Here is a 16,495-nt window from a genome sequence, read left to right as displayed (position 1 = left end):
GGGCCGCCCCCGCTCCTGTCGGGGCTTCCGCCGAAAGGGCTGTGTAGGGTTGCCGCGTGGCGAGAGTCCGGTTGAGCGTGGCGGAGCGGCGTGAGGAGTTGCTGCGGGCCGCCGTCGAACAGATCGAGGCGCGAGGCGTCGCGGCGGTACGGATCGCCGACGTGGCCTCGGCCCTCGGCGTGAGCAACGCGTTGGTGCTGTACCACTTCTCGACGAAGGAGAAGCTGGTCGCCGCCGCGTTCACCTACGCCGCCGAGGACGACCTCGCCCATCTGCGCAAGCTGCTCGGCCGCCGTACGACGGCGCTGCGGCGCCTTCGGGCCGCCGTCCGCTGGTACGCGCCGACGGGGCAGGCCAAGGGCTGGCGCCTGTGGATCGAGGGCTGGGCGGTCGCCCTGCGGGAACCCGCGCTGCGCGAGGTCACCCGTGATCTCGACCGGCAGTGGAAGGCCGCGATGACCGAGGTGATCGCGGAGGGCGTGGCCGCCGGCGAGTTCCACTGCCCGGACCCCACGAGCACGGCCCTCAGGCTCACTGCGCTGCTGGACGGACTGGCGGTCCAGATGACGGCGTACTCCGGAGCGGTGTCACGGGCGCGGACCCAGGAATGGGCGGACGAGGCACTCGCCCGCGAACTGGGCCTGGAGCGCGCGGCCTTGATGGCGGCGGTGCGATAGCGGGCACGGCGTCCGGTCCCGGCCTCCCGGCCCCGTACCGCGCTTCCCCCGCTCCCCGGCTCGGACCGCCGTACGGGCCGTCGTCCCGGATCTCGCCGGGAGCGACCGGTGCCCTGATCCCCGTCCGGTGCCCTGATCCCCGTCCGGTCCAATGATCCCCGTCCGGTCCAGGGTGCCACGGGCCCCTGACCAGGCCGGCCGGGCGCCCGGGTACCGGTCCCGACCGGTCCGACCGGGCCCGCCGACCGGGCCGGTGCCGTCTCAGGCCACCGACTCGATGCGCAGCTTGATGTCGTCCGGGGAGAGAGCGCCCTTGGCCGCGACGTGATCGCCCGAGGACTCCCCGCGCAGCCGCCGTCCGATCCACGGGACGAGGTACTCGCGCGCCCACTGGATGTTGTCGCGGCGCACCTCCAGCGTGCCGCGCGGCGGCAGCGGCGGCCAGGGCTGGTCCGGGTCGGCCGGGACCTCCAGGCCGAGGAGCTGTCCGGCACGGAGCGCCACCCGGGTGTGCCCCTCGGGCGAGAGGTGCAGCCGGTCACCGTCCCAGGCGCGGCGGTCCTGGATCGTCTTCAGGGACCAGAGGTCGAGGACGGGACAGCCGTAGCGGTCCGCGATGGCACGCACATGTCCGTTGTACGTGGCGATCTTGCCGCGCAGGTGCTTGAGCACGGGGACGCCACGGGTGTCGAAGCCGGTGGTCACCAGGACGGTGCCCACGGCGGAGGTGAGGTCGGCGATCGCGCGCTCGAAGCGTTCCGCGACCTCGTCGGGGTCGGTGCCGGGGCGGATGATGTCGTTGCCGCCGGCGCAGAACGAGACCAGGTCCGGGCCGAGTTCCTTGGCCCTCTGGAGCTGGGTCTCGACGATCTGGTCGAGCAGTTTGCCGCGCACGGCGAGGTTGGTGTAATCGAAGTCGCCTTCGGGCCTGCGGTCCGCGAGAAGTACCGCGAACCGGTCGGCCCAGCCGACGAACGCCCCGTCGGGCCCAGGGTCGCCGACGCCCTCGGTGAAGCTGTCCCCCACCGCCACGTACGACCCGATCACTGATCTGTTGTCACTCTTCGAATCGTCTGCCACATGGAGCATGATTCACCTTTTGATGTGAGCTACGCGACCGTAGGGAAGGGTTGACGACCGGTGAGATAAGCCACTCGCCAAGCATTGGTCAACTCCGGAATAAGGCTTGAGACAAGGGCGTTGGAGCAGCGATCACCCAGAGGCCGTCGCCACGGACGCACCGAAGGCCGGACCCAGGGGATCGTGGGGTCCGGCCTTCGGAGATCTTCCTGCCGTCAGGAGCAGGAGGCGGGGGGTGTCAGCCCACGGCGACACCGTGCGAGCGCAGGTACGCGACCGGGTCGACGTCGGAGCCGTAGTCCGGCGTGGTGCGGATCTCGAAGTGCAGGTGCGGTCCGGTGACGTTGCCCGTCGCGCCGGAGAGACCGATCTGCTGCCCCTCGGTCACGGTCTGCCCCGCGGAGACGGACAGCGACGACATGTGGGCGTACTGGGAGTACTTGCCGTCGGCGTGCTGGATGACGACCTGGTTGCCGTAGGCGCCGCCCCAGCCCGCGGAGACGACCGTGCCCGCGGCTATGGACTTGAGCGTGCTGCCGGTCGGGACCACGAAGTCCACGCCCGTGTGGTAGCCGCTGGACCACATGCTGCCCGCCACCTTGTAACCGGTGCCGACGGAGCTGCTCGCGACCGGCAGGGTGTAGCCGGAAGAGCCGGCGGTGGAAGCGCTGTCGGTGGAAGCGCTGGTGGAGGGGGTCGGGTCGGTGGCCGGGGCCGCCTGGCCGGACTTCGCCGAGGTGGTCGTCCGGGTGGCGGTGTGCGTGGCCGAGTGGGCGACGGCGGCCTTCTTGCCGAGCGACAGCTTCAGACCGGGGTGGATCAGCGACGGGTCGCCGCCGATGGCGGAGCGGTTGTCGGCGTAGATCTTCTTCCAGCCGCCGCTGACGTTCTGCTCGTCGGCGATCTTCGAGAGGTAGTCGCCCGACCTCACCGCGTACGTCTTCGTCGTGGCGGCCTTGGCGGCCTTCTTCACGGGAGCGGCGGTCGCCGCCTTCTCGACATGCTGCGCGACGGCGGTGGCCGGGGTCGCGGCGTGGGCGCCGGTGGCCCCCATCAGGGGCAGCGCGAGTGCGGCGCCACCGGTTCCGGCCACGGCGATCGAGCGGGTGAAACGGAGGGACTTGGGACGGCGGTGCTTACCCTTCGCGGGCATGACGATTTCCTCTCCGGCGCCTGCGGGGTGAGCTGTCGGGTGCGGGCTGGAGATGCCCGGCCGCGCTGCTGCGCGGCTGTACCCCTAGCCTGTTCCGGAAATCGGACCAGGCGCGGAACCTGTGGGTCCCCCGCTCCTGCCGTGTACGGGTGAGTGTGCGGATTCCGGGCGGCGGCAGGATTGGGCGTCCGTCCGGATTGAGGCAGAACGTAAGCGACATGAGAGCGCGTCGACAACTATGTGCGGTTTCTGTGCGCTCGCCTTTCTTGATCCATGCGGAAACCGCCGTCACCCTCCGTGGAGTGACGATCTTCCGGCCCTCTCAACCCCCGGGAAAGTGACCGGTGTTGAGATAGGAGGACGGCAACGCATCGTCACGAATATGACGCTCCTCACGCGACTCGGCCCAGGGCGCCCTATTCCAGGGCTAGTTGTCACTAAGGTGCCTATTCGGACAGAACAGACAGATGCAGCATCGGCGGATATCCATCACATCCGGACCCCTGGTCGAAATGGCGCACATAACGGAGCACGCCAATGCCGCTTTTCATCGCAATTGCCCCATGAGGCCGAAGCGGCCGGGGGTACGCGATCGACCCGCCCCGTCATTCGAACAATCATTCGACACCGGGCGGCGCAAAGTGCCGTCTCCAGGGCGTTCCGTCCGGAAGGGGTCGCCTGTGGACAACTCATTGCCCGAGGAACCCATGTCGTATCGTCGAGAGCGCGAGCCGGTACAACTGCCGACGAGCGGCGCCGAGTCCAGCCCGGCGACGCCGGCGGCCGAATGGGAGGAGCCCCCGTGACGCAGCAGGTCCCGTCGACCGAGCCCGAGCTCGGCGGAGTGCGTAACTTCCGCGACGTGGGCGGACTGCCCACCGTGGACGGCCGGCGTGTGCGTCATGGGCACCTGTTCCGCAGCGGCCACCTCGCCCACGCCACGGAGGAGGACGCCGCGTTCCTCTCGTCCCTGGGACTCCACACGATCTTCGACTTCCGCAACGCCGCGGACCAGAAGCTGGAGGGCCCGGACGTCGAACTGCCGGGCGTGCGGAACGTGAACCTCCCGCTGAGCGACCCGGCGGACGGCAGCGAGTTCTGGAAGATGGTCCGCGACGGCGATCTCGACCAGTTGCGCGCGATTCTCGGCGACGGCAAGGGCGAGAACCGGATGATCAACTCCTACCGCACGATCATCAAGGAGCGCACGGCCGAACACTCCGAGGTCCTGCGCTCGCTGGCCGACGACAGCGTGCCCGCGCTGATGCACTGCGCGGCGGGCAAGGACCGCGCCGGGCTGTCCATCGCGGTCACCCTGCTCGCCCTCGGCGTCGAGCGCGAGGCGATCGTGGCCGACTACCTGGAGTCGAACGCCGCCCACCGCCGTTACAAGGTGCACCGCAACGGCTCCTCGGCCGGTGCCTACTCCCCCGAGGTGATGGAACTGCTCAGCCCGCTGTTCGACGCGCGGGCCGCGTATCTGACAGCCGCCTTCGAGACCATCGAGGAGACCTGGGGCAGCGTCGAGGTCTATCTGGAGCAGGGACTGGGACTGACGCCGGAGCTGCGGGACCGCCTGCGCGGGCGGCTCCTGGACTGAGCCGCCCGCCGGGACCGGGCCCCTACTGGTTCTGCGCGCCCAGCGTGAAGAGCAGGTAGATGAAGGCCGCGAACAGATGGCCGACGGCGACGTAGATGATCAGCCGCACCCACAGAGCGCGCGGGAACCTGTCCTCCATGGAGCGGTGGCGTTCTGTGGGTTCGGTCATGACGTCTCTCCCGAGGTGGGGTGGCCGGTCGCCGGCCCGAGGCACAGCGCGGCGACGGGGCTCTGCAGCAGGGTGTGTACGAAGAGGAGCTCGGCTCCGTCGCGCTCGGCGGCGGCGATGCGGTGCGGGGTCAGCGAGTCGAAGTGGGCGCTGTCTCCCGGCGCGAGGACGTGCGCTGTGTCCCCGAGGCGCAGACTGAGCCGCCCCCCAAGGACGTACAGCCACTCCTCGCCCGGGTGGACGCGCACGATGTCGCCCTGCGAACCGTACGGGACGTGCACGCGCAGCGCCTGCATGCCGCGGGCCGCGGCGCCCGCCTGCCAGTAGGTCCAGCCCCCCGCCGGGGCCGCTTCCATGTCGGCGGCCCGTACGATCGCGTCACGGTCGGGGACCGCCTCGCCGAGCAGTTCCGAAACCGTCGTACCGTAGACACGCGCGAGCGTGAGCAGCATCGGCAGCGAGGGCTGGCGCTGCCCGGTCTCCAGCCGGGAAAGATGGGCGGGCGAGAGTCCGGCCGCGCGGGCGGCGGCCTCCAGCGTGAGGGAGGCGCTGCGGCGCAGGGCGCGGAGCCGGGGCGCCACGGCGTGCAGCTCGGCGGACGGCTCGTCGGCCGTCCCTGGGTCGGCGGGGCTCATAGGACCATTGAGCCAAACAATTGCCTCTGGGGCAATTTTCTTGCCCCAGAGGCAAAATGCCTGGCCGGACACGCTCCACCATGCCCGACCGCGCCGGGGCCGCCTCGCCGGCCGCACCCGCGAGGCCTCGCGGCGGCGCGCCGGTCCGGCCGGGTCTCAGCGGTTCGCCACCGCCTGCTTCACCAGCGTCTTCCCGAAGTCCCACATCAGCCCGCCGCCGTTGTGCGCGTCCTCCATCACCGCGGTGAAGGCCTCCACGAACCGGTCGACGTCCCGCTCGTCGATGACCAGCGGCGGGATCAGCTTGATCACCTCCAGGTGGTCGCCGGAGACCTGGGTGAGGATGCGGTGCCGCTGGAGCAGCGGGACGACGACCATCTGCGCGAACAGGCCCTTGCGCGCGGCCTGGAGCATGGTCCAGCGACCGCGTAGCTTGAGCGAGGCGGGCCGGCCGAACTCGATGCCGATCATCAGTCCCCGCCCGCGCACCTCGCTGAGCAGTTCGTAGCGGTCGACCAGGGCAGCCAGCCGGGACTTGAGCAGTTCTCCGGTGACGCGCGCGTTCGCGACGATCTGTTCGTTCTCCATCACGGAGAGCACCGCGAGACCCGCCGCCATGGCCTGCGCGTTGGAGCCGAAGCTCGCGGAGTGCACGAGGACCCGGTCCATGGAGGAGTAGACCTTCTTGAAGATCCAGTCCTTTCCGAGGGTCGCGCCCACCGGCACATAGCCGCCGGAGAGCGCCTTGGCGACACACACCAGGTCCGGTTCGACACCCTCCTCGTGCTGGTAGGCGTAGAAGTCCCCGGTCCGGCCGAGGCCGGTCTGCACCTCGTCCGCGACGAGCAGTGCCTTGTGCCGGTGCAGCAGCTCCTGGGCGGCGCGCAGATATCCGGGCGGGGACGCGTGGACGCCCTTGCCCTGGATGGGTTCCACGATGAGCGCGGCGACGTCGCCCTTCTTCAACTCCCTTTCCAGGGCGTCGAGATCGCCGAGCGGCACGGCCGTGTCGGGCAGCAGCGGTGCGAAGCCGTCGCGGAAGCCGTCCTCGCCGTTCACCGACAGGGAGCCGGTGGTCAGTCCGTGGAAGGCGTGCGAGCAGTACAGGATCCGCGGCCTGCCGGTGGCGTACCGGGCGAACTTCAGAGCGGTCTCGACCGCCTCCGTACCGCTGTTGCCGAAGAACACCCGGTCCAGGTGCGGGCTGTGGGTGAGCAGCCGCTCGGCGAGCAGGCCCGGCAGCGGCTGGCAGTCGAAGCGGGTGAGGTCGGCGAGCGAGGCGTCCAGGACGTCGTGCAGCGCCCGCCGGACGACGGGGTGATGGCGGCCGAGGCCCATCACCCCGAATCCGGCGAGCATGTCCAGGTAGTCGTTGCCGTCGGCGTCCCAGAAGTGCGCGCCCTCGGCCCGCTCGTAGACCTTGTCGAAGCCGATGGTGTGCAGCATGCGCGGGAGCTGGTGGTTCAGGTACTTCGTGTGCAGTTCGTAGCGCTCGGCTCCGCGCTCGGCGAGGAGCGCGCCGAGGTCGAACTCCCCCTTCTGGGCAGGGTCGGTCATTCCTGTTTCTCCTTGGACGACTCTTCCTCGGCCGGCCGGTCGGCGGCCTCGATCGGCTCGTACGCGGCCTTGGCCCGCTCGTCCCTGATGGCCAGTCCGGCGCTGATCCGTCCGGCGATCTCCACGGGCGTGAGCCCGATGTCGGCGAGCACCTCGGACCGCTTGGCGTGCGCGAGGAACTGCTCGGGGATGCCGAACCGCCGTACGGGCACGTCGACTTCGGCGTCCCCGAGGGCCAGCGAGACGGCGGCGCCGACGCCCGAGGCTCTGCTGTTGTCCTCGACGACGGCGACGAGCCGGTGTTCGGCGGCGAGGTGCGGCAGCGCCGGGTCGACGGGCTTGACCCAGCGCGGGTCGACGACGGTGCAGCCGATGCCGCGGGCCTGAAGCAGGTCGGCGGCCTGGAGGCAGACCTGGGCCATGACGCCCACCGCGACGAGCAGGACCTCGGGACGCTCGCCCCGGTGCAGGACGTCGAGCCCGCCCACACGGTCCACCGCGGGGATCACCGGACCGACCGACTCCTTCGGGAAACGGATCAGGGTCGGCGCGTCGTCCACGGCGACCGCCTCCCGGAGCTGGGCCTTCAACTGGTCGGCGTCGCGCGGAGCGGCGATCCTGAGGCCGGGTACGACCTGGAGGATCGACATGTCCCACATGCCGTTGTGCGAGGCGCCGTCGACACCGGTGACCCCGGCCCGGTCGAGGACGAACGTCACACCGCAGCGGTGCAGCGCGACGTCCATGAGGAGCTGGTCGAAGGCCCGGTTGAGAAAGGTCGCGTACACGGCGACGACGGGATGCAGACCGCCGGTCGCGAGTCCGGCCGCGGACACCGTGGCGTGCTGCTCGGCGATGCCGACGTCCCACACCCGGTCGGGGAACCGCTCGGCGAACTTCCCGAGCCCGACTGGACGCAGCATGGCCGCCGTGATGGCCACGACGTCCGCCCGCTCCTCGCCGATCCTGACGATCTCGTCGCCGAACACGGAGGTCCAGGAAGGGCCGTTGGACGGCGCGAGGGGCTCGCAGGTGAGCGGGTCCATCACGCCGACCGTGTGGAAGTGGTCCTCCTCGTGCGCGAGCGCGGGTTCGTAGCCGCGCCCCTTCTCCGTCAGACAGTGGACGAGCACGGGCCCGTGGAAGCGTTTCGCCCGGCGCAGCGCGGACTCCACGGCTCCCACGTCGTGACCGTCGATGGGGCCGACGTACTTGAGCCCGAGGTCCTCGAACATGCCCTGGGGCGCGAACGCGTCCTTGAAGCCCTTCTTCGCGCCGTGCAGCGACTCGTAGATCGTGTTGCCGACGAGGGGGGTGCGCAGCAGGACGTCCTTGCCCCAGGCGAGTACCCGCTCGTAGCTGTCGGTGGTCCGCAGGGTCGCGAGGTGGTTCGCGAGGCCTCCGATGGTGGGGGCGTACGAGCGTTCGTTGTCGTTGACGACGATGATCAGGGGCCGGTCCTTGGCCGCGGCGATGTTGTTCAGCGCCTCCCAGGCCATGCCGCCGGTCAGCGCGCCGTCGCCGATGACCGCGACGACGTGGCCCTTCTCGCCCTGCACCTGCCGGGCCTTGGCGAGCCCGTCCGCCCAGCCGAGCGCCGTGGAGGCGTGGCTGTTCTCGATGACGTCGTGCTCGGACTCCTCGCGGGAGGGATAGCCGGAGAGGCCGCCCTTGCCACGCAGCTTGGAGAAGTCCTGACGCCCTGTCAGCAGTTTGTGTACGTAGCTCTGATGGCCGGTGTCCCACAGGATGCGGTCGAAGGGCGACTCGAAGACCCGGTGGAGGGCGATGGACAGTTCCACCACTCCCAGATTGGGTCCGAGGTGACCGCCGGTCCTGGCGACCGCGTGCACCAGGAACTCCCTCACCTCTTCGGCCAGTTCACCGATTTCCGCCTCGGACAGCGCCTTCAGGTCGCGTGGTCCCCGGATGTTCTCCAGAATCGTCACGTCGGGCCCCCTCTCGGTCCGTGCTGATCAGCTCACGGTGACGGCCGGTTCCCCGGACGCGACGCCGTCGTTCTCCATCTGCTCGGCGATCTTCATCGCCTCGTCGATGAGCGTCTCGACGATCTTCGACTCGGGGACGGTCTTGATGACCTCGCCCTTGACGAAGATCTGCCCCTTGCCGTTGCCGGAGGCGACCCCCAGATCCGCCTCCCGTGCCTCGCCGGGACCGTTGACGACGCAGCCCATGACGGCGACGCGCAACGGGACCTCCATGCCTTCCAGTCCGGCCGTGACCTCGTCGGCCAGCTTGTACACGTCGACCTGGGCACGCCCGCAGGACGGGCAGGAGACGATCTCCAGCCGCCGCTGCCGCAGTCCGAGGGACTCCAGGATCTGGATGCCGACCTTGCACTCCTCGGCCGGCGGCGCGCTCAGCGAGACCCGGATGGTGTCGCCGATGCCCTCGGAGAGCAGCGCCCCGAACGCGACGGCCGACTTGATGGTCCCCTGGAACGCCGGACCCGCCTCGGTCACGCCGAGGTGCAGCGGGTAGTCGCACTGGGCGGCCAGCTGCCGGTAGGCGTTGACCATCACGACCGGGTCATTGTGCTTGACCGAGATCTTGATGTCCCGGAACCCGTGCTCCTCGAAGAGAGAGGCCTCCCACAGAGCCGACTCGACGAGCGCCTCGGGCGTCGCCCTGCCGTACTTCTCCAGCAGCCGCCGGTCGAGCGAGCCGGCGTTGACGCCGATCCGGATCGGGATTCCGGCGTCGTTCGCGGCGCGCGCGATCTCCTTCACCTTGTCGTCGAACTGCTTGATGTTGCCGGGGTTCACCCGCACCGCCGCGCAGCCGGCGTCGATGGCCGCGAACACGTACTTCGGCTGGAAGTGGATGTCCGCGATCACCGGGATCTGCGACTTCTCGGCGATGGTCGCGAGCGCGTCCGCGTCGTCCTGCGTGGGGCAGGCGACGCGGACGATCTGGCAGCCGGACGCGGTCAGTTCGGCGATCTGCTGGAGTGTGGCGCCGATGTCCGACGTACGGGTCGTGGTCATCGACTGGACGGACACCGGCGCCCCGCCGCCGACCGCCACCGCTCCGACCTGGATCCGCCGCGACACACGGCGCTCCGCGATCGGCCGGAGCGGTACCTCTGGGAGGCCCAGGGAAACGGCGGTCATGACGTCACCCGCGGCTTTCCGTGAAGGTCTCGCGGGCGGCCCGGATGGATTCCTTGAGGGAGCCCATGGTGGCGAGGACCGCCGTCGGCTCGTAGCCGCAGTGCGCCATGCAGTTGGCGCACCGGTCGTCCTTGCCGCGGCCGTAGGAGTCCCAGTCGGTCTCCTCCAGGAGCTGCTTGTACGTCTGCACGTAGCCGTCGCTCATCAGATAGCAGGGCTTCTGCCAGCCGAAGAGCGAGTAGCTCGGGATCGCCCACGCGGTGCACGGGAAGTCGACCTTGCCCTCCAGGAAGTCCAGGAAGAGCGGGCTCTGGTTGAGCCGCCAGCGGCGCCGGTTGCCGCCCGCGAAGGCCTTCTTGAACAGCTCCCGGGTCTGCTGGACGCCGAGGAAGTGCTCCTGGTCGGGGGCCTTCTCGTAGGCGTAGGCGGGCGAGAGCATCATCTCGTCGACCTTGAGGTCGTCGTTGAGGTAGTTCAGCACCTCGATGATGGTCTGCGGGGTGTCGGTGTTGAAGAAGGTCGAGTTGGTGGTGACCCGGAAGCCGCGCCGCTTGGCCTCCTTGATCGCCGCGACCGCCTCGTCGAAGACGCCTTCCTTCGCGACGGACTCGTCGTGCCGCTCCCGCAGCCCGTCGATGTGGACGGCCCAGGCGAAGTACGGCGAGGGCGTGAACTTGTCCATCTTCTTGCGCAGCAACATCGCGTTGGTGCAGAGGAAGACGAACTTCTTCTTCGCCACCAACTGACGGACGATCTCGTCGATCTGAGGGTGCATCAGCGGCTCGCCGCCGGCGATGGACACCATCGGCGCGCCGGATTCGAGGACCGCGCCCACCGCCTGGGCGACCGGCATGCGCTGCTTGAGCACACCGGCGGGGTGCTGGATCTTGCCGCAGCCCTCGCACGCGAGGTTGCAGGCGAAGAGCGGTTCCAACTCGACGAGCAGGGCGAACTTGTCCCGCTTCCTGAGCTTCTGTTCAAACAGGTACGCAGCGACCTTCATGGACTGCCGAAGCGGCATGGCCATACGGCTCACCTCCGAGGGAGCGACAAAGAACGGTGCCATTCGAAAAAAGCGGGAAGCACGGCGCGAAGAACGCGGAAGGCTGATATTCCCCCGCGAAACGTGCCGATTCGGACGAGTTCATGTTCTGGAGCATCCACGACCACCCGGACGGCCGCAACGGGACGGGTTCCCGAGCGGACCGCGCCGAGCAGCGTGGCCGCCGACTCCATGTCGACGGCGATGGCGCCGGTGCCGAGCAGATCGGAGCGCTCGTGACCGCGGACCACGTGATCGGAGCCGGTGAGCGGCCCCGTGTGGACGGTGCGGCCCGGCACGGCGCGGGTGAGTTCCTTGACCAGCAGATCGGTGCCCACGCACGGCGTGGTGCCGCCCGGGTCGCGGGTCTCCTCGGCGACGACCAGGTCACCGGGGTGCATGCCCGGGGCGAGCCCCGCGCAGAAACCGGTGGCGAGCACGGCCGCCGTGGCCAGCGCCGGGTCGGCCAGCACCCGGGTGACCGACCGGTCGGCGGCCCTGGGTCCCATGCCGGTACGCAGCACGGTGACCGGCCCCCCGGCGCCGCTCCGGTCGCCGCTGCGCAGGGCGAGGTGCTCGATACCGAGCGCGCAGGCGATCAGAAGCGGGGCCGGGGCCGGCGTCGTGTCCATCAGCCCCCCTCGGCCGCGGAGAAGGGGTCTCCGTGGACGTAGCGGCCGAGCGCGGTGAGTGGGAAGACGTGGCGGTAGAGGTGGTAGTTGATCGAGAAGTCCCACGGGAAGCCGGTCCCCGTGAAGTAGGGCTCGTCCCAGGTGCCGTCGGGCAGCTGCGTCTCCGCGAGCCAGACCACCCCGCGCTCGGTGGCCTTGGAGTCGCGCTCCCCCGCGGCGAGCAGGGCGAGCAGGGCCCAGCCGGTCTGTGAGGCGGTCGAGGCGCCGCGTCCGCTCCATCCGGCGATGTCGTCGTAGGAGCGCAGGTCCTCACCCCAGCCGCCGTCCTCGTTCTGCACGGACTCCAGCCAGGCCACCGCCCGGCGGATCGCCGGGTGCGAGCCGGGCAGCCCCGCCGCCGCGAGTGCCGGGACCACGGACCCTGTTCCGTAGACGTAGTTGACGCCCCAGCGTCCGAACCAGGAGCCGTTCGGCTCCTGGTGGGAGAGCAGCCACTCGATGCCCCGGCGGGTGCGCGGGTCCTGGGTGAGTCCCTCGACCGCCAGCATCTCCACCACGTGCGCCGTCACGTCCGCGGAGGGCGGGTCGATCACCTCCCCGAAGTCGCAGAACGGCAGCCGGTTGGGGAAGGCGCTGGTGTTGTCGACGTCGAACGCGCCCCAGCCGCCGTCCTTGGACTGCATGCCGAGATTCCAGCGGACCCCGCGTCCGATGGCGTTCTCGACGCGGTCCGGGTCGTGATGCCGGACGCGGCGCAGTGCGAGGACGACCTCCGCGGTGTCGTCGATGTCGGGGTAGTTGTCGTTGTGGAACTCGAACGCCCACCCGCCCGGTGGCAGTTGGGGCCGCTTCACCGACCAGTCGCCGGGCCGGACGATCTCCTCCCCGAGCATCCAGTCCGCGGCCTTGACGAGCTGCGGGTGATCGGCGGGCACTCCCGCGTCGGCCAGCGCGATGGTGGCCAGACAGGTGTCCCACACCGGCGACTGACACGCCTCGATCATCCGCGCGCCGTCGTCTCGCCACACGGCGAAACGGTTTAGCGAGGCCAGCCCCTCGCGCATCACCGGGTGTTCGAGGTCGTAGCCGAGCAGGTGCAGCGCGATGACCGAGTAGACGGCGGGCGGCTGGATGCCGCCCCAGCAGCCGTCGTTCTCCTGGCGCTCGATGATCCAGCGGCCCGCCGTGTTCATCGCCGCTCTGCGCAGGGCGCGCGGAGCGATCCTGCGGTACTGGTGCAGCGCCTTGTCCAGGCGCTGGAAGGCGCCGTCCCACGTGGTCACGGGGGCGAGCGGTCCGACCGGGTTGGGATTGCGCGCGTCGGTGTGCAGTTCGTCCAGCGCGAACGGCGCGGGCCGCACCGGACGCGTCGCCGAGACGACGGTGAGCGGCACGATGGTCTGCCGCGCCCAGCACCCGAAGTCGTAGATGTTCAGCGGCATCCACTTGGGGAAGTAGATGAGCTCCGGCGGGAGTTCGGGGAGGTCGTCCCACTTCCACCAGCCGAAGAGGGCGAGCCAGATCCGGGTGAAGACACGGGCCGCGGCGATGCCGCCGCGCTCGCGGATCCACGCGGCCGCCTTCGCCATGTGCGCGTCGTCCGGGGCGTCCCCGGCCAGCCGCAGGGCGACATACGCCTCGATGGTGGTGGAGAGTTCACCCGGGCCGCCGAAGAACGAGGCCCACGTGCCGTCCTCGCGCTGCTCGCCACGGATGAACAGCGCCGCGCCGCGGGTGGTCGGCTCGTCGCGGATGCCCAGGAACTGACGGAGCAGCAGGTCCTCGGCGTCCATGGTGACGTTCGTCTCGAGGTCGCCCTTCCACCAGCCCTCGGCGTCCTGCCGCGCGAGCAGGAAGTCCGTGGCGCGCTCCATGGAGCGCGTGGCGGCGTCTCGGGCCTCGACTGTCCCGGCCGCCTCGGGAGTCGTCCGGTTCCGGTCTTCGCTGGCCGAGGCAGCGCGGGGCGGCAGGGCCCCGGTGCTTCCGTCGGTCGTCGCTGTCATGGCTTCCCCTTCGTGCAGTGGTGTGTCTCTGCTGGGTCCGCCGTCGGCCGGTGCGTTCGTTCGGATGGATATCCCTCCGCTCGAACGAGGTTCGAAGCTTGGGGAAGGCACCGGCCGGCGACTACGCGAGGTTTATTCGACCGATAACGATCATCTCTTTCGTACGACGACGAAGTCGGCCAGCGCCACGAGCTGGGCGCGCACCTGCTCGGGCATCGGTACGGCGTCCAGCGCCTCGATGGCGATCGCGTGCTGGCGGCGCGCCTCCTGGGCGGTCCACTCGCGGCCGCCCGCCTCCTCGATGAGCGCGGCGCGCGCGGCGAACTCCTCCTCGGAGAAGTTCTCGAAGTCGCTGGCCTTGGCGTCCTCGGCGAGCAGCTCGCCGAGCCGCTCGGAGGCGGGGCCGCCCGCGGCGAGCGCGGCCACGACCGGCAGGGACTTCTTGCGCTGGCGCAGATCGCTCCAGGTCTGCTTTCCGGTGGCCTCCGGGTCGCCCCAGATGCCGAGGAGGTCGTCGACGGCCTGGAAGGCGAGGCCGAGGTGGTAGCCGTAGCGCTCCAGCGTGTCGGCGGTGAGGTCGTCGGCGCCGCCGAGGACCGCGCCGATGGAACAGGCGCAGGCGAGCAGGGCGCCGGTCTTGTTGCCCTCCATCTCCAGGCACTCCTCGACGCTGACGCGGTCGCGGTGCTCGTAGGAGATGTCCTGGGCCTGGCCGTCGATCAGCGCCCGGGTGGCGGTGGTCAGACGGCGGGTGGCCCGGCCGGCCTCGACGGTGCCGAGCTCCAGCAGGACCTCGTTGGCCAGCGCGAACAGGGCGTCGCCGACCAGGATCGCCTGGGCGGGGCCGTGCACCTTCCAGACCGTGTCACGGTGGCGGCGCTGTTCGTCGCCGTCCATCAGGTCGTCGTGCAGCAGCGAGAAGTTGTGCACCAGCTCGACGGCGACCGCGCCGGGGACGCCCACCTCGGGGACCGCGCCGGCGGCCTGCGCGGAGAGCACGGCGAGCGCGGGGCGCACCGCCTTGCCGCCGTCGCCGTCCGCGGGGTTGCCCTCGGCGTCGATCCAGCCGAAGTGGTAGGCGGCGACGGTGTCCATGGGCGGCGCCAGCCGGTCGACAGCCGCCTTGAGCACCGGTGTGGCCAGGGTCCGGCCGCGCTCCAGGAGCGCGGTCACGTCCACCGCGTCGGCAGCCGTTTCGGCCGGGGGCACAGTGGGCACAATCTCTCCTCTTGTTGCGGAACCGGGGGTGCGGGGACCTGCCATGCTCCGGTCGAGCGTCATGCCGCCTCCTCGAAGAGTCCGAGGAGATGGTCGCGGGGCCGGCCCAGGGCGCCCAGCGCGGCCTGTGCCGCACCGACTCCACTGCGAACCGCACTCTCCATGGTCGCGGGCCACCCTGTGGCGGTCCACGCTCCGGCCAGGTACAGGCCGGGGGCCTTGGTACGGGCACCGGGCCGCAGCCGCCCGACGCCCGGGGCGGGGGCGAACGTCGCGGTGCGCTCCCGGGTCACGAAGAAGTCCTTCACCCCGGCGCCGCGCGCACCGGGCAGCAGCCGCTCCAGCTCCGGCAGATACCGCTCCCGGAGCGCGGCGACGGGCTCGCCGATCTCGTCCTGGGCCGCCGACTGCGACAGCGCCAGGTACTGCCCCTCCCGGAGCCCGGACGCCTCGGTGCGGTCGAAGACCCACTGCACCGGGGAGCCCAGGGCCGCGAAGAACGGCGCGGTGAGGACCTTGCGGTCGTAGACGACGTGGACGTTGAGGATCGGCGCGGTGCCGATGTCCAGCAGCCGCTCGGGGGCGTCGAGCGCACCCTTCGGCAGGAGGTCGTGGGCCTCGCGCTGGGGCACGGCGAGGACGACGGTGTCGGCGTCGATGCGCTCGCCGGGAACCTGAACGCTCCAGCGGCCGTTCTCGTAAGGGGAGACGGAGGTGACGCGTGTACGGATCTCGGTACGTACGCCCGCGGAGTCGAGCGCCTTGCGGGCCAGGGTGTCGTGCAGTTCGCCCAGCGGGACGCGCGCCCAGCCGATGTCGGCCGCGCCCGGGTCGGACAGCAGACCCGTCTTGAACACCATCGCGGCGAGCCCGAGCGAGCAGTCCTGGGCCACCGCGTTGAGGGTGGCGACCCCCACGAGGTCCCACAGTGCTTCGACGGCACGTCGCGACTGACCGTGCCCGGCGAGCCAGTCGCCGAAGTTCTGCGCGTCGAGCGCCGGATCCCTGAGATCCAGTCCCTTGAGCGCGAGCGCGGCACGGCCGACCTTGGCACGCTCGGCGAGCGAGAGGTGCTGATAGGTCGCGAGGCTGCGCGCCAGGTGCAGCGGAACGGGCAGCGCGCCCCGGCCGATTCTGCCGAGCCGTCGTCCCGGCGGTGCCTCCGCGTCGAGAACGGGCACGTCGAGACGATCCTGCAGAGGCGCGAGCGAGGTCGCGTCGACGCGGTCGAGGAACCAGCGGTAGGCGGTGCAGCAGCGCAGGAAGACATGCTGTCCGTTGTCCACGGTGAGCTCGCCGCGCTGGAAGGAGAACGCGAGACCGCCGAGGCGCGGTCGCCCTTCGAGCAGGGTCACCCGCAGCCCGGCGTCCGCCAGCGCGAGCGCGGCGGTGATCCCGGCGAGACCGCCGCCGATCACCACGGCGGTCCGGCCGGAGTCGTCCGTGGACTCGACCTCGCTCATCACGCACCCTCCCCTGCGGCCGCGCCGGGGTGGTTGAACGCTCCACGGCAGGCCGTCGCAGTCAGGGACGCCACCCGGCTCCGGAGGGTTGCCTGCCGCTTTTCGCCGGCCGTGTCACCGCGGTCCATGGGG

General features: G+C 70.6%; 15 protein-coding genes and 1 riboswitch. Of the genes, 2 read left to right on the top strand and 13 right to left on the bottom strand.

The annotated features are described in order from the left end of the window. Positions 1-56: 56 nt before the first annotated feature. Complete coding sequence (locus tag ACF07B_RS14230) at positions 57-677, top strand: TetR/AcrR family transcriptional regulator (RefSeq protein WP_369485704.1); 621 nt, start codon at positions 57-59, stop codon at positions 675-677. 261 nt (positions 678-938) lie between these two features. On the opposite strand, the gene ACF07B_RS14225 is transcribed toward ACF07B_RS14230, so the two are convergent. Further along, the gene (locus ACF07B_RS14225; RefSeq protein ID WP_392179213.1) at positions 939-1,724 is read right to left on the bottom strand and encodes an SGNH/GDSL hydrolase family protein; all 786 of its coding nucleotides are present in this window, start codon (positions 1,722-1,724) and stop codon (positions 939-941) included. Positions 1,725-1,995: 271 nt separating this feature from the next. After that, on the bottom strand, positions 1,996-2,910 hold the full coding sequence (locus tag ACF07B_RS14220; protein WP_392179156.1) for a peptidoglycan DD-metalloendopeptidase family protein: 915 nt from the start codon (positions 2,908-2,910) through the stop codon (positions 1,996-1,998). A 4-nt stretch (positions 2,911-2,914) separates the two neighbouring features. After that, a riboswitch (cyclic di-AMP (ydaO/yuaA leader) is annotated at positions 2,915-3,072 on the bottom strand. A gap of 640 nt (positions 3,073-3,712) precedes the next feature. Here ACF07B_RS14220 and ACF07B_RS14215 point away from each other — a divergent pair. Next, entirely contained in the window at positions 3,713-4,510 is a 798-nt protein-coding gene (locus ACF07B_RS14215) for a tyrosine-protein phosphatase (RefSeq protein WP_369485702.1), read from the top strand. A 22-nt stretch (positions 4,511-4,532) separates the two neighbouring features. Here ACF07B_RS14215 and ACF07B_RS14210 read toward each other — a convergent pair whose 3' ends face one another. The 11 genes from ACF07B_RS14210 to ACF07B_RS14160 form a co-directional block, all read right to left on the bottom strand. Further along, complete coding sequence (locus tag ACF07B_RS14210) at positions 4,533-4,649, bottom strand: DUF6126 family protein (protein ID WP_037618597.1); 117 nt, start codon at positions 4,647-4,649, stop codon at positions 4,533-4,535. A gap of 26 nt (positions 4,650-4,675) precedes the next feature. Next, on the bottom strand, positions 4,676-5,314 hold the full coding sequence (locus tag ACF07B_RS14205; protein WP_369485701.1) for a helix-turn-helix domain-containing protein: 639 nt from the start codon (positions 5,312-5,314) through the stop codon (positions 4,676-4,678). 156 nt (positions 5,315-5,470) lie between these two features. Then, the gene (locus ACF07B_RS14200) at positions 5,471-6,871 is read right to left on the bottom strand and encodes an aspartate aminotransferase family protein (RefSeq protein ID WP_392179155.1); all 1,401 of its coding nucleotides are present in this window, start codon (positions 6,869-6,871) and stop codon (positions 5,471-5,473) included. After that, on the bottom strand, positions 6,868-8,820 hold the full coding sequence (gene dxs, locus ACF07B_RS14195) for a 1-deoxy-D-xylulose-5-phosphate synthase (protein WP_392179154.1): 1,953 nt from the start codon (positions 8,818-8,820) through the stop codon (positions 6,868-6,870). Before dxs ends, ACF07B_RS14200 begins: the two co-directional genes overlap by 4 nt. 27 nt (positions 8,821-8,847) lie before the next feature. Continuing rightward, on the bottom strand, positions 8,848-10,005 hold the full coding sequence (ispG, locus tag ACF07B_RS14190; RefSeq protein WP_384239976.1) for a flavodoxin-dependent (E)-4-hydroxy-3-methylbut-2-enyl-diphosphate synthase: 1,158 nt from the start codon (positions 10,003-10,005) through the stop codon (positions 8,848-8,850). Between the two features lie 4 nt (positions 10,006-10,009). After that, complete coding sequence (hpnH, locus tag ACF07B_RS14185) at positions 10,010-11,032, bottom strand: adenosyl-hopene transferase HpnH (protein WP_362399692.1); 1,023 nt, start codon at positions 11,030-11,032, stop codon at positions 10,010-10,012. 5 nt (positions 11,033-11,037) lie between these two features. Then, the gene (locus ACF07B_RS14180; protein ID WP_392179153.1) at positions 11,038-11,679 is read right to left on the bottom strand and encodes a 1-hydroxy-2-methyl-2-butenyl 4-diphosphate reductase; all 642 of its coding nucleotides are present in this window, start codon (positions 11,677-11,679) and stop codon (positions 11,038-11,040) included. Beyond that, on the bottom strand, positions 11,679-13,682 hold the full coding sequence (gene shc, locus ACF07B_RS14175; RefSeq protein ID WP_392179152.1) for a squalene--hopene cyclase: 2,004 nt from the start codon (positions 13,680-13,682) through the stop codon (positions 11,679-11,681). The genes ACF07B_RS14180 and shc overlap by 1 nt, the downstream gene beginning before the upstream one ends. A 150-nt stretch (positions 13,683-13,832) precedes the next feature. Beyond that, positions 13,833-14,963 (bottom strand): polyprenyl synthetase family protein, encoded by a 1,131-nt coding sequence (locus ACF07B_RS14170; RefSeq protein ID WP_392179151.1) that lies wholly within the window; start codon positions 14,961-14,963, stop codon positions 13,833-13,835. Then, a complete protein-coding gene (gene hpnE / locus ACF07B_RS14165) occupies positions 14,960-16,363 on the bottom strand; it encodes a hydroxysqualene dehydroxylase HpnE (protein WP_392179150.1) in 1,404 nt (467 codons plus the stop codon). The genes ACF07B_RS14170 and hpnE overlap by 4 nt, the downstream gene beginning before the upstream one ends. After that, entirely contained in the window at positions 16,363-16,491 is a 129-nt protein-coding gene (locus ACF07B_RS14160; RefSeq protein ID WP_392179212.1) for a DUF6380 family protein, read from the bottom strand. The genes hpnE and ACF07B_RS14160 overlap by 1 nt, the downstream gene beginning before the upstream one ends. Positions 16,492-16,495: the final 4 nt, after the last annotated feature.

The sequence above is a fragment of the Streptomyces sp. NPDC015532 genome, from assembly GCF_043078065.1.
Taxonomy (GTDB): domain Bacteria; phylum Actinomycetota; class Actinomycetes; order Streptomycetales; family Streptomycetaceae; genus Streptomyces.
The sequence above is the reverse complement of the archived record's forward strand: the minus strand, read 5'-3'. Positions and strand labels throughout refer to the sequence as shown.